Source organism: Streptomyces sp. NPDC085937, assembly GCF_044540535.1.
Lineage (GTDB): Bacteria > Actinomycetota > Actinomycetes > Streptomycetales > Streptomycetaceae > Streptomyces.
In genome coordinates this window covers 102,999-115,119 of the sequence record NZ_JBITSH010000009.1, presented here as the reverse complement: position 1 = coordinate 115,119, position 12,121 = coordinate 102,999, and the positions used below count along the sequence as shown (strand labels likewise).

Below are 12,121 nucleotides of genomic sequence, written 5' to 3'. Positions count from 1 at the left end.
GGTGCCGGAGGCCGACGAGGACGACGACGAGGAGATGCCTCTGTCGCTGCGCCTGTCGATAGCGGACACCCTCACGCTGGGCAACGCCACGTGCGGCTTCATGGCGGTGTACTTCACCACCACCGGCATCCTGATCCCCCATCTGCAGGGCAGCCAGGAGACCGGCATGGCCCGCCACAGCGCGGCCACCGCGGTCATCCTGATGCTGTGCGCGGCGGTCTTCGACCTGTTCGACGGCCTGGTGGCGCGCAAGCTGCGCTCCTCGCCGATGGGTGCCGAGCTGGACAACCTCTCGGACCTGATCAGCTTCGGCCTGGCGCCGGCGTACTTCGTCCTCGTCTACGGCATGGTCGCGGACGACGCGCACCAGAGAGTGGCCGCGGTCGGCGCGATCGTGGTGCTGCTGGCGGTGGTGCTGAGGCTGGCGAGGTTCTCCTGCGTCACGGTGAAGGACGGCACCTTCCAGGGCATGCCGTCGCCGTTCGGGGCGCTGACGGTCGTGTCGATCGTGCTGCTGGAGCTGCCGTTCGTGGCGACCCTGCTGGCGATCATCGGCACGGCGTGGCTGATGGTGAGCCGCGTGGAGTACCCGAAGCCGCGGGGCCGCCTCGCGGTGGCGATGCTCTCGTGGATCGTGCTGTCGATGGGGCTGCTGGCGGCGTGGGCGTTCGACGCGCCGAGCGGTCAGCTGCTGCTGCAGACGGGGTGTGCACTGCAGCTGGTGATGGGCGCGGTGATTCCGCTCTTCGCCACGGCACGGCGGGTGAACAACTTCCGCGACAACCGTCGCGAGGCGCGGGCGGCGCAGCTGCCGTAGCGCACGGCGCGCGAGTTTTTCCGGGGTCCGGACCCAGCTGTGGGTCCGGACCCCGGTTCTTTTTTGCCCACCCGCCCACCCGACTCGGGCGTTCCCCAGGCACCGCCCGGGGGCTCCGCCCCCCCGGCCCCCGGCCTTCGCCCACCCACCACCCGTTACGGGTGTCGCAGCAGTGGCCGCCCAGCTCCGCCGATAGTGCTGGGGGTGCCGGCCCGGGCCGGCACCCCCAGCCCGTCCGGCGTTTGAGGACGAGGCCCGTCAGGGCCGACAAGGGGGTCTGGGGCGCAGCCCCAGGGTCGGGACGGGAAGGGGCGGCGGGGGCGAGGAAACCCCGTCGGTCAGGACAGGTAGTCCTGGGCGATCCGCTCTGCCGTCCGCTCAAGGATCGGCCCCGCATCGGCGATGCACTTCGCCACGTCCGGCTCCACGTCCGTCAGGGCGTACGCCCGCCGGATACCGGCCCGCCCCAACGCCTCCGGCGGCAACGCCAGCCGTCCGCACACCGCGATCACGTCCTTCCCCGCCGCCCGCGCCGCCGAGGCCACCCCCGCCGGCGCCTTCCCGTGCAGCGTCTGCTCGTCCAGCGACCCCTCCCCCGTGATCACCAGATCCGCCCGCTCCAGCGCGGAGGCGAACCCCAGCACGTCCAGCATCACCTCGATGCCCGGCCGGAACCGCGCCCCCACCAGCAGCGCCCCGAAGCCGATGCCGCCCGCGGCGCCCGCCCCCGGCGACCCCGCGTGCGCGGAGGCGTCCAGCACCTTCACGTAGTGCGCCAGTGCCGCGTCCAGCCGCTCCACGTCCTCCGGCGAGGCACCCTTCTGCGGCCCGTACACCGCCGCCGCGCCCTTCGGCCCGGTGAGCGGGTTGTCGACGTCGCTGGCCAGCACGAACTCCACGGACGCGAGCCGCGGGTCGAGACCGGACAGGTCGGCCGACGCCAGCTCGGCCAGCGCCCCGCCACCGGGCCCCACGGGCTCGCCCGACGCCGTCAGGAACAGCGCGCCCAAGGCCGCCAGCATCCCCGCCCCGCCGTCGGTCGTCGCGCTGCCGCCGACGCCGAACACGATGGTCCGCGCACCCGCGTCCAGCGCGGCCCGCAGCAGCTCCCCGGAGCCGTACGTCGAGGCGGTGAGCGGCGCGAGGACCCCGTCGGGCAGCCGCTGCAGCCCGCTGGCCTCCGCCATCTCCACGACGGCGGTGCCGTCCCGCAGCGCGTAGCCCGCGGTCACCTCGTCGCCGAGCGGGCCGCGGACCCGGACCTCGTGCCGTGCGAACCCGGCCGCCACGGCCGCCGCGACGGTGCCGTCGCCGCCGTCGGCCACCGGCAGCGCCTCGACCTCGAGGTCCGCCCGGACCCTGCGCAGCCCGGCCGTGACCCGCTCGGCGACCTCCACGGCCGTCAGCGACCCCTTGAACTTGTCCGCGGCGACCAGCACCCGCTGTGCCGACGGCGTCGTACGCGTACCGCTTCCTGCAGCGTCCGCCACTTGCCTTCCCCTCGCTCATCGGGCCCCGCGCACGCGTGCGTGCCGGGGCCAGTCGCGCCGCTGCGACCCTAACCGCCGCACGCCGTGCCCGTCATGCCCCGACCGGCCCGTGGACCGGTCACGCGCACAACCGCCCGGAAACGGGTAGACCGGTCCCATGACCGCCACGACCGACGGGCCCGACGCGACCGACGCGACCGACGCGACCGACGCGACCGACGGGCCAGGACTCGCCGACCGGATCCTCGGCGGCTGGCTGGGCCGGATCGCCGGCAACATGCTCGGCAAGCCGGTGGAGCAGGGCGAGGTGTGGACGCGGGACCGCATCGACCGCTATCTGCGGGCGACGGACGCCCTGCCGCTCACCGACTACCTGCCGGAGCCTCCGACGGCGGAGGAGGAGCGGGCGCTGCGCCCGGAGTGGCGGTACTGCGTGCGGGGCCGGGTGCACGGCAGCTGCCGGGACGACGACGTCGACTACGCGATCCTGGGCCTGCACCTGCTGGAGACCCACGGCTTCGGTTTCAGCACCGAGCAGGTCGGCGACCTGTGGCTGCTGCGGCTGCCGTACCTCCAGACGTTCACCGCGGAGCGCGCGGCGTACCGGAACCTCGCGGGCGGTCTGAAGCCGCCGCTGACGGCGACGTACGAGAATCCGTACCAGGAGTGGATCGGCGCGCTGATCCGCGCCGACGTGCACGGCTGGACCTCGCCGGGCGCCCCGCGCCGGGCCGCCGCGCTGGCCCGCAAGGACGCCGTGCTGTCCCACACGGGCAACGGCGTGTACGGCGCGATGTGGGCGGCGGCGCTGATCGCGGCGGCGTTCACGGCGCCGACCGTGCGCCACGCGGTGGACGCGGCGCTGACGGTGATCCCGGCGAGCAGCCGGCTGGCCCGCACCGTGCGCCGGGTGACGTCCCTGCACGGGAGCGGGCTGTCCTGGGAGGACACGCTCACCACGCTGGAGGAGGAGACGGCGGGCCTCGGCTGGATCCACACGGTTCCGAACGCCGCCGTGCTCACCGCCGGTCTGCTGTACGGCGACGGCGACTTCTCCCGGACCGTGGCGCTGACGGTGCGGGGCGGTCTGGACACCGACTCCAACGGCGCGACGGCCGGTTCGGTGGCCGGCGTGATGTGCGGCGCGGCGGCCGTGCCGGAGCAGTGGAAGGAGCCGCTGGAGGACACCGTGCGCAGCGCGGTCTTCGGCTTCGACGGGGTGCGGATCAGCGAGCTGGCGGAGCGGACGCTGCGGCTGGCGCAGGCGGAGGCCTGAGCCCCTGCCGGCGTCGGCCGTGCTCCGGCGTGTGCGCCCGCCGTGTCGATCAGGGGACGGCGTGTGCTGCCGTGCGCCGTCCGGGCAGGTGGCGACCGCCCCGGCGGGGTTTGTCGGCGCCGTTACCCTTCCCGCATGACCACCACGCAAGAGACCCAGGACTTCGCCGGTTACATCGCCTCCCTCCCCCGTGTTCTCGCCGGGGCCGCCGCGCTCTTCCGCGACGAGGAGGGGCGGGTGCTGCTCGTCGAGCCGAACTACCGGGAGGGGTGGGCACTGCCCGGCGGCACCGTCGAGTCGGACGACGGGGAGAGCCCGCGCGACGGGGCGCGCCGGGAGACGGCCGAGGAGATCGGCCTGGACCGTGAGCTCGGCCGGCTCCTCGCGGTGGACTGGGTGCGGACGCCGGGCGTGCCGCCGCTGGTGGCGTACCTGTACGACGGCGGTGTGCTCGGCGCGGACGAGCTGCGGGCGATCCGGCTCCAGGAGGAGGAGCTGCTGTCGTGGCGGCTGGTGGAGCGCGCGGAGATCACCGCACACCTGCCGGGCTCGCTCGGCCGCCGGGTGCTGGCCGGTCTCGACGTGCTCGCCGACGGCTCGGGCACGGCCGAGCTGGAGGACGGGCACCGGGTGCACTGACCCGCCCGTAATCCGCTGGCCGGGCGCGACCCGGCCGCCCTACCCTCGCCGCATGAGCAAGCCCCTCGTCGCCCTCCTGACCGGCGCCGGCGTCAGCACCGACTCCGGCATCCCCGACTACCGCGGGCCCGCCGGGCTGTGGCGCCGCGACCCGGACGCCGAGAAGCTCGTGACGTACGAGTACTACATGGCCGATCCGGAGATCCGCCGCCGGTCGTGGCGGATGCGGCAGGAGAACTTCGCCGCGCTGCCCGAGCCGAACGTCGCCCACCGCGCCGTGGCCGAGCTGGCGCGGTCCGGGGTGGCGGTGCGGGTGATCACGCAGAACGTGGACGGACTGCACCAGCTCGGCGGCATGCCGGACCGCAAGGTGCTGGAACTGCACGGCACGGCGCGCACCGTCGTCTGCACCACGTGCCGTGCGCGGACGCCGATGGAGGACGCCCTGGCCCGTCTGTCGGCCGGCGAGCAGGACCCGCCGTGCGCGGACTGCGGGGGCATCCTCAAGCCGGCGACGGTGATGTTCGGCGAGGCGCTCGACCCGGTGGTGCTCGGCGAGGCGGTGGCGATCACCAAGGCGTGCACGGTGTTCGTCGCGGCCGGCACCAGCCTCCAGGTCCATCCGGCCGCCGGCCTCGCACAGGTCGCCGTCGACCACGGCGCCCGCCTGATCGTCGTCAACGCCGAGCCGACCCCGTACGACGCCCTCGCCGACGAGGTCCTCAACGAGCCGATCGGCACGGCTTTGCCGGCGTTGCTGCGCCGGATCGCCGCCTAGAGCCGGGCCCGTCTTTCTGAAACAGGGCCGTCCCGCGTTCAGAACAGGGCCGTCCCTCGTTCGAAGTCGAGCAGGCGCCGCTTGCGGTCCAGGCCGCCGCCGTAGCCGGTGAGGCCGCCGGTGGAGCCGACGACCCGGTGGCACGGCACGATGATGCCGACCGGGTTGCGGCCGTTGGCGAGTCCGACCGCGCGGGAGGCCTTGGGGTTGCCCAGGAGGTCGGCGAGCCGGCCGTAGGTGGAGGTCTCGCCGTAGGGGATGCGCGTCAGCTGTCCCCACACCCGGCGCTGGAACGGGGTGCCGTGCAGGCGCAGGGGGACGGTGAACTCCTTCAGCTCACCCGCGAAGTAGGCGGCGAGCTGCTCGGTCGTCTCGGCGAAGGGGGTGTCGTCGGGGGCGCCGAAGGTCTCCTCGGCCGGGCGGTGCCGCTGGCCGGTCATGTAGAGGCCGCACAGGACGCCGTCGTCGGCGACGAGGGTCAGGGGCCCGTAGGGGCTGTCGGTCACGGTGTGCTGTCTCATCGGCTGTGTGTTCTCCGCCTCGGCTGTGAGTCCTCCGCCGGTCAGGCCGGCAGGAAGTTGATCGGGTGGCTGTCGGTCGCCCAGAGGTACTGGACGGCGTAGGCGCGCCAGGGGCGCCAGGCCGCCGCGCGGGCGGTGAGGGCGGACGGGGTGGCGGGCAGGCCCAGGTCGCGGGCGGCGCGGCGGACGCCGAGGTCGGTGGGGAGGAAGGCGTCGGGGTCGCCGAGGGCGCGCATGGCGATGACGTCGGCCGTCCAGGGGCCGAAGCCGGGAAGGGCGAGGAGCGCGGCGCGGGTCTCCGGCCAGTCGCTGTCGGCGCCCAGGCGGAGGTCACCGTCCGCGAGCCGGCGGACCAGCGTGGTCAGGGTGGTGCGGCGGGTGCGGGGCATGGCGAGGGCGTCCGGGTCGAGCGCGGCCAGGTGCTCCGGCGTCGGGAAGAGGTGGGTGAGGCCGCCCTCGGGGTCGTCGACGGGGGTGCCGTGCGCGGTGACCAGGCGGGCCGCGTGGGTGCGGGCGGCGGCCGTGGACACCTGCTGGCCGAGGACCGCGCGGACGGCGAACTCCGCCTCGTCGACCGTGCGCGGCACCCGGCGGCCGGGCGCCTTGTCGACGAGGGGCGCGAGCGCGGGGTCGGTCCGCAGCTGCTCGTCGACGGCGACCGGGTCGGCGTCGAGGTCGAGGAGGCGGCGGCAGCGGCTGATGGCGACGGTGAGGTCGCGGGGGTCGCCGAGGGCGAGCCGGCAGGCGATGTGGTCGGGGCGCGGCGCCAGCGTCATGATGCCGTGGCCGTAGGGGAGCCGCAGGGTGCGCCGGTAGGCGCCGTCCCGCCATTCCTCCACGCCGGGCACGGCGGTCGCGGCGAGGTGGCCGAAGAGGTTGTCGGGGTTGAGCGGGGCGCGGAACGGCAGGCGCAGGGAGAGCGTGCCCGGGGTGTCGCGGCGCGCGGTGTCCCGCGGGGTCCGGGCGCGGAGCTCGCTGGGGGTGAGCGCGTACACCTCGCGCACGGTGTCGTTGAAGGTGCGCACGGAGGAGAAGCCGGCCGCGAAGGCGACGTCCGCCATGGGCAGGTCCGTCGTCTCGACGAGCGTCCGCGCGGTCTGCGCGCGCTGGGCGCGGGCCAGGGCGAGGGGTCCCGCGCCCAGCTCGGCGTACAGCTGGCGTTCGATCTGCCGGGTGCTGTAGCCGAGGCGGGCGGCGAGTCCGGTGACGCCCTCGCGGTCGACGACGCCGTCGGCGATCAGCCGCATGGCGCGGGCCACGAGGTCGGCCCGCACGTTCCACTCCGGGGAGCCGGGGCTGGTGTCGGGGCGGCAGCGCTTGCACGCCCGGAACCCGGCCTGCTGGCAGGCGGCCGCGCTCGGGTGGAACACCATGTTCTCCGGCTTGGGCGGGACGACCGGGCAGCTGGGGCGGCAGTAGATGCCGGTGGTCAGGACGGCGGTGTAGAACCAGCCGTCGAACCGTGCGTCCTTCGACCGCACGGCGCGTACGCAGCGCTCGGTGTCGGTGTACATCCCCTGGTGCATGTCTCCAGGATCGGTTACGGCGGCGTGGCGGTCTGGCGGGAATCCGACATGCAGGTCGGGGCGCGTACGGGCCTACTCGGCGGGGGCCGCCAGAAGCTCCCGCATCGTTTCCGCAGCCCGTACCGCCGCGTCGCCGCAGCAGTTGTTGAACAGCACGTGCAGTTCGTCCGTCCGCCGTGCCGCGCGGCGCAGGCGCGGCACCCAGGCGGCGAGTTCCGTGACGTCGTAGTCGTGGCGGAAGCGGTCCTCCTTGCTGCCCCTCCCCCACGCCCCGCTGCGGCCGTGGAACCGTACGACCGCCAGGGCGGGGCGGGTGACGGGAAGCAGGGGCGGCAGGGAGGCGGTGAGGCCCTGGGCCATGTCGACGCCGACCGTCGTGGCGCCCAGGGAGGCCAGCAACTCCCAGGTGGCGTCCGCTTGTCCGGGGTGCCACCAGGCGGGGTGGCGGAACTCGACGGCGAGGGGCCAGCCCTTGGTGCGTTCCGCGCAGTCCTCCAGGAAGCGTTCGGCCGGGGAGCCGGGGGTGAACCAGGGCGGGAACTGGAACAGCACGGCGCCCAGCCGTCCGGCCGTCCGCAGGGGGTCGACCGCCTCGGCGAAGCGGCCCCACACCTCGTCGAGCAGGGCGGGGTCCACCGGCCCCCGCGCGGGTACCCGCCCGCGCAGGTCTGCCGGAAGCGCCTCCGGGCGGGTGGGGTGGCCGGTGAGCAGGGAGAACGCCTTCACGTCGAAGCGGAACCCGTCCGGGGTGCGCTCGACCCACAGCTCGCTGTTGCGGCGGCGCGGCAACGCGTAGTAGCCGGAGTCGACTTCGACGACCGGCAGGCGCTCCGCGTAGTGCCGCAGCCGCCCTTCGGCGTCGCGCCGTCCGCGGGGATACCAGCCGCTCGCGAGGAGTTGGCGGTCCGTCCACGAGCAGGCGCCGACCAGGATGTCACCCATGGGAGCCCGGTTACCCCGGGCTCCCATTAGTGTGCCCGGCTATTCGGTGGCCGTGGGCCGGCGGGAGAGGGCGTGCGCCCGGTCCACGTCGGTGAGCGGGCGCAGCCGGTAGGTATAGGCGTGGTCGCGGTCCGCGAGGAGCTTGAACTCGTCGTGGGTGTGCGCGCCCCAGCTGTCGTCGCCGCCCACGCCCATCTGCCGGTGGTTGACCCGCAGTACGACCGCGTCGCGCGGGGTGAGCTGGTAGTCGTGGCGGACTCCGGCGGACAGGTCCTCCGGGGTGAAGTGCGAGGCGTTGATCTCCAGGAGGGGTTCGCCGGACACCAGCAGCCCGCGTCCGTCTCGGCCGGTCAGGGCGGCCCAGCGGACGTCGGTCTTGTTGCCGTTCTCCTGGGGGCGGATGTACGGCGTCCACTGGTCGGCCACCGTCGAGGCGTAACGTCCCACGTCGGTGCCGGTGTTGCGGTCCCAGTGGTTCTCCTCGGGGCCGCGCCCGTAGTAGTGCAGGCGGTCCAGGCGGCGGGGCAGGAACAGCAGCGTGCCGACCTCGGGGAGGTAGGGCAGGGTCGCGGCGCCCGGGTGGAGGGTGTTGTCCACCTTGATCTCGCCGTGGCCGAAGACCGTGTACGTGGTGGAGTACGCGGACTCGACGGTGGTGGGGAGGGTGCCGATGACGCGGATCTCGACGGCCCGGTCGTCGAGCGTCCGTACGGTGACGCCGGTGACCGTGCGCCGCGCGCCCGCGTCGCGCCAGGTTCCGTTGCGCAGGTGCTGGCCGTTGCCCCGGTCGTTGTCGGTGGGCGCCCGCCAGAAGTTGGGCACCGGACCGGAGGTGAGCAGGCGGGTGCCGCCCGCCCGGTAGTCGGTGAGGAGGCCGGTGCGCCGGTCGACGGTGACGGAGAAGCCCCGGCCGGTGATCCGGATGTCCTCCTCGCTCACCTCGTGCCGCAGCACGGGGACTTCCGCGAGGGGCGCCGGGACCACGGCGGGGCTGCCGGCGTCGAGCGGGAGCTGGTGCCGGGCCACCTCGAAGCCGGCCTCGGCCCAGGGGGTGCGCTCCCGGGTGGTGAAGGACAGCTGGAGGAAGAACTCCGTGCCCGGGGCCGGGTTCCGGGGCAGGCGCACGGGCAGCTCGACGGACTTCTCGGACAGCGGCGCCACGTCGAGCTGGTCGCGGGTGAGCCGTCCGCCTCCGATCACCTCACCGTCGGCGACCAGCTCCCACCGTCCGTCGACGTCACGGACGTTGGTGAACAGGTACTCGTTGGTGAGCGTGACGGCGCCCGGGCCGCCGCCCGGTGTGCGGGCGGCGCCGATCGCCTGGTGGACGCGTTTGACCTCGGCGGCCTTGCCGGTGAGCCCGCGGTCGGCGGTGAGGATGCCGTCCGCGACGAAGGCGCCGTCGTTGGGGTTGTCGCCCCAGTCACCGCCGTACGCGAGGAAGGTCCTGGCCTCGGGGCGCTTGCGCTCGGTCCTCACCGTGGCGGCGTCGAACCAGAAGCGCACGCCGTCGTCGCCGGGTGCCCGCTCCTCGGAGGCCAGTTCGGCGGCGGTGAGGGCGCGGGCGTAGACCCGGGCGCGGCGGATCGTGCCGTCGAACTCCCGCGTCTGGTTGTCCGCGTCGGAGGCCAGGGACAGCGGCGCCGTGTTGCCGGTGGGCCGGCGGTCGGTGGTGCGGGTGGCGCGGACGGCACCGTCGACGTGCAGGGTGAGGGTGCCCGCGTCGGCGTCGAAGACGCCCGCGACGTGGTGCTCCCTGCCGCTCCAGTCGTCCGGCACGGTCCAGTTGACGGCGATCCACTCGCCGCCGGAGTGGATGAAGAACTCCACCCTGCGGTCGGTCTGTTTGAGGGCGTACTGGGTGTCGCCCTTGGCGACGATCGGCTGGTGGTAGCCGGGCACGCCCGGTGTGAACCACGCCTCCAGCGTGAGGGAGCCGGTGAGGTCCAGGCTGTCGTGCCGTTCGAAGACGGTGATGCCGGACAGGCCCTTGTCGCGGTCGAGGCGGCCGCGGGTGGCGAGGATCTCGCCGCGCAGCGCCGCGGGTCCCGACTCGGTGAGCAGGGTGCGGCCGGGCACGGGGGTGTGCAGGGACTGGTCGGCGAAGTCCCAGATCCAGCCGCCCTGGAGGACGTCGTGGCGGCGCACCACGTCCCAGTACTTCTTGAAGTTGCCGTTGGAGTTCCCCATGGCGTGGGAGTACTCGATCATCACGTACGGCCGTGTGTCGGCGGTGTCCCGGGCACGCTGTTCCACGCGGGCGGGGCTCTCGTACATGCGGGAGCGGATGTCGCTGACGCCGGGCCGGTCGTCGCCCTCGTACTGGATGACGCGGGTGGTGTCGTAGGAGCGGATCCAGTCGTGCATGGCGGTGAAGGTGGAGCCGCCGCCCGCCTCGTTGCCGAGCGACCAGATGACCACCGAGGGGTGGTTCTTGTCGCGGTGGACCATGTTCTGGGCGCGGGCGACGCAGGCGGCGGTCCAGTCGGGGTGGTCGCCCGGGTAGCGGTCGCGGATGCCGTGGGTCTCGAGGTTGGTCTCGTCGACGAGGTAGAGGCCGTACGCGTCGGCGAGTTCGTACCAGAGCGGGTTGTCGGGGTAGTGCGAGGTGCGGACGGAGTTCATGTTCATGCGCTTGACGAGGGTGATGTCCCGGACCATGTCCTCGCGGGTGAGGGCGGTGCCGCGGGCCGGGTGCATCTCGTGGCGGTTGGTGCCGCGGAAGGACACGGGACGGCCGTTGATCCGCATCAGCCCGTCCTTGAGGGCGAACTCCCGGAATCCCACGCGGTGGGAGAGGGTCTCGACGACCGTGCCGGCCGGGTCACGGAGCTGGAGGACGGCCGTGTAGAGGTACGGGTCCTCCGCCGACCACAGCCGCGGCTCAAGCACCGCCCGCGACGCCCGCACGGTGACGTCCCGGCCGGTTTCCACGGACCCCAGGTCGGCGGTCCGCCGCAGCGGCCGGGACCACACGGCGTGCCCGCGCGCGTCGTACAGCTGCGTCTCGACGGTGTACCGGCCGCCGCCGTCCGCGCCGTCGCCGTACGCCCGCACGTGCGCGGTGACGTCCAGCTCGGCGGAGGTGTACGTGTCGTCCAGCGGCGTCTCCAGCTTGAAGTCACGCAGGTGGACCGGTGGGGTGGAGTACAGGAAAACCGAGCGGAAGATGCCGCTCAGCCGGATCATGTCCTGGTCCTCCAGCCAGTCGCCGTCGGAGTAGCGGTACACCTCCACCGCGATCTGGTTGGTACCCGGGCGGAGGTGGTCGGTGACGTCGTACTCGGAGGGCGTGTAGGAGTCCTCGTCGTAGCCGACGAGCTCGCCGTTGATCCACACGTAGTGCGCGGACTTGACGCCTTCGAAGTGCAGGAAGACGCGGCGGCCCCGCCAGTCGCGCGGGACGGTGAACGTGCGGCGGTACTGGCCCACCGGGTTGTAGCGGGTGGGCGCGGCGGGCGGCTGCGGCTCCTCGCCCTGGCCGTTGGGGCCCCAGTAGGGGTAGGTGATGTTCAGGTAGACCGGGAAGTCGTGGCCGTGCAGCTGCCACACCGACGGGACGGGGATGGTGTCCCAGCCGCGGTCGTCGGTGTCGGTGCGGTGGAAGCCGGGGTCCCGGTCCTCCGGGCGGTCCGCGTAGGCGAACTTCCAGGTGCCGTCGAGGTCGAGCCGGTACGGGGAGCGGGTGCGGTCGGCGGCGAGGGCCTGGGGGACACCGGCGTACGGCATGAGGGTGGTGTGCGGGGCTTCGGTGCCGACCCGGAAGACGCCGAAGTCGTTCCACTCCGGAGGGCCGTCGTCCGGCAGCGGGCGCGGGCCGGCCGCATGCGCGGCGCCGGACGGGGCGGACAGGGCGAGGGCGCCGAGCGCGGCGGCGCCGGACTCCAGGAGACGGCGGCGGCTGACGACCGGCCGCCCGGGGCGGGCGGGACCTGCGGCGGGAGACACGTGCGGGTGCGGCATGACCGTGGCCTTCCTCGGTTCGACAGGGCACTGCACGGACTGAGGGCGCGTCGGATCCCCCGACGGCGCGGCGGCACGGCGGCGACGTCACGCCGGGGGAGAACCACGACGGGTGGTGACGGTGCGACTACTGGGCCCGCCATACCCTAGGACTCGCACACAAACGAAG

General features: G+C 73.9%; 9 protein-coding genes. 4 read left to right on the top strand and 5 right to left on the bottom strand.

Features of this window, described 5'->3' with window-relative positions:
* Window position 1: 1 nt before the first annotated feature.
* Complete coding sequence (pssA, locus tag ACIF8S_RS20200; RefSeq protein WP_102640756.1) at window positions 2-817, top strand: CDP-diacylglycerol--serine O-phosphatidyltransferase; 816 nt, start codon at window positions 2-4, stop codon at window positions 815-817.
* Window positions 818-1,155: 338 nt separating this feature from the next.
* Here pssA and ACIF8S_RS20195 read toward each other — a convergent pair whose 3' ends face one another.
* Window positions 1,156-2,256, bottom strand: coding sequence for a glycerate kinase (locus ACIF8S_RS20195; RefSeq protein ID WP_400000788.1), 1,101 nt, complete (start codon window positions 2,254-2,256; stop codon window positions 1,156-1,158).
* 328 nt (window positions 2,257-2,584) lie between these two features.
* On the opposite strand from ACIF8S_RS20195, the gene ACIF8S_RS20190 reads away from it, so the two are divergent.
* The 3 genes from ACIF8S_RS20190 to ACIF8S_RS20180 all read left to right on the top strand — a co-directional run bounded on the left by ACIF8S_RS20190 (window position 2,585) and on the right by ACIF8S_RS20180 (window position 5,000).
* Window positions 2,585-3,583: an ADP-ribosylglycohydrolase family protein gene (locus ACIF8S_RS20190; RefSeq protein WP_400000786.1), complete on the top strand. Its 999-nt coding sequence runs from the start codon at window positions 2,585-2,587 to the stop codon at window positions 3,581-3,583.
* A gap of 135 nt (window positions 3,584-3,718) precedes the next feature.
* Window positions 3,719-4,222: an NUDIX domain-containing protein gene (locus tag ACIF8S_RS20185; protein WP_400000527.1), complete on the top strand. Its 504-nt coding sequence runs from the start codon at window positions 3,719-3,721 to the stop codon at window positions 4,220-4,222.
* A 52-nt stretch (window positions 4,223-4,274) separates the two neighbouring features.
* Window positions 4,275-5,000 carry an SIR2 family NAD-dependent protein deacylase gene (locus ACIF8S_RS20180; protein ID WP_400000525.1) on the top strand — a complete coding sequence of 242 codons (726 nt, stop codon included), beginning with the start codon at window positions 4,275-4,277 and terminating at the stop codon, window positions 4,998-5,000.
* A 38-nt stretch (window positions 5,001-5,038) separates the two neighbouring features.
* Here ACIF8S_RS20180 and ACIF8S_RS20175 read toward each other — a convergent pair whose 3' ends face one another.
* From ACIF8S_RS20175 to ACIF8S_RS20160, 4 genes are all read right to left on the bottom strand, one after another.
* Window positions 5,039-5,521: a methylated-DNA--[protein]-cysteine S-methyltransferase gene (locus ACIF8S_RS20175; RefSeq protein ID WP_400000523.1), complete on the bottom strand. Its 483-nt coding sequence runs from the start codon at window positions 5,519-5,521 to the stop codon at window positions 5,039-5,041.
* A 41-nt stretch (window positions 5,522-5,562) separates the two neighbouring features.
* A complete protein-coding gene (locus ACIF8S_RS20170; RefSeq protein ID WP_400000522.1) occupies window positions 5,563-7,047 on the bottom strand; it encodes an AlkA N-terminal domain-containing protein in 1,485 nt (494 codons plus the stop codon).
* A 72-nt stretch (window positions 7,048-7,119) separates the two neighbouring features.
* Window positions 7,120-7,989: a DUF72 domain-containing protein gene (locus ACIF8S_RS20165; RefSeq protein ID WP_400000520.1), complete on the bottom strand. Its 870-nt coding sequence runs from the start codon at window positions 7,987-7,989 to the stop codon at window positions 7,120-7,122.
* Between the two features lie 39 nt (window positions 7,990-8,028).
* Window positions 8,029-11,952, bottom strand: a complete 3,924-nt coding sequence (locus tag ACIF8S_RS20160) for a glycoside hydrolase family 2 TIM barrel-domain containing protein (protein ID WP_400000518.1) — start codon at window positions 11,950-11,952, stop codon at window positions 8,029-8,031.
* Between the last annotated feature and the right edge of the window lie 169 nt (window positions 11,953-12,121).

What these genes read in the sequence shown, in the direction of transcription:
- ACIF8S_RS20185 (WP_400000527.1), top strand. Translation starts at nt 3,719, where the DNA reads ATGACCACCACGCAAGAGACCCAGGACTTCGCCGGTTACATCGCCTCC.
- ACIF8S_RS20175 (WP_400000523.1), bottom strand. Translation starts at nt 5,521, where the DNA reads ATGAGACAGCACACCGTGACCGACAGCCCCTACGGGCCCCTGACCCTC.
- ACIF8S_RS20160 (WP_400000518.1), bottom strand. Translation starts at nt 11,952, where the DNA reads ATGCCGCACCCGCACGTGTCTCCCGCCGCAGGTCCCGCCCGCCCCGGG.
- ACIF8S_RS20180 (WP_400000525.1), top strand. Translation starts at nt 4,275, where the DNA reads ATGAGCAAGCCCCTCGTCGCCCTCCTGACCGGCGCCGGCGTCAGCACC.
- ACIF8S_RS20165 (WP_400000520.1), bottom strand. Translation starts at nt 7,989, where the DNA reads ATGGGTGACATCCTGGTCGGCGCCTGCTCGTGGACGGACCGCCAACTC.
- ACIF8S_RS20170 (WP_400000522.1), bottom strand. Translation starts at nt 7,047, where the DNA reads ATGCACCAGGGGATGTACACCGACACCGAGCGCTGCGTACGCGCCGTG.
- ACIF8S_RS20190 (WP_400000786.1), top strand. Translation starts at nt 2,585, where the DNA reads ATGCTCGGCAAGCCGGTGGAGCAGGGCGAGGTGTGGACGCGGGACCGC.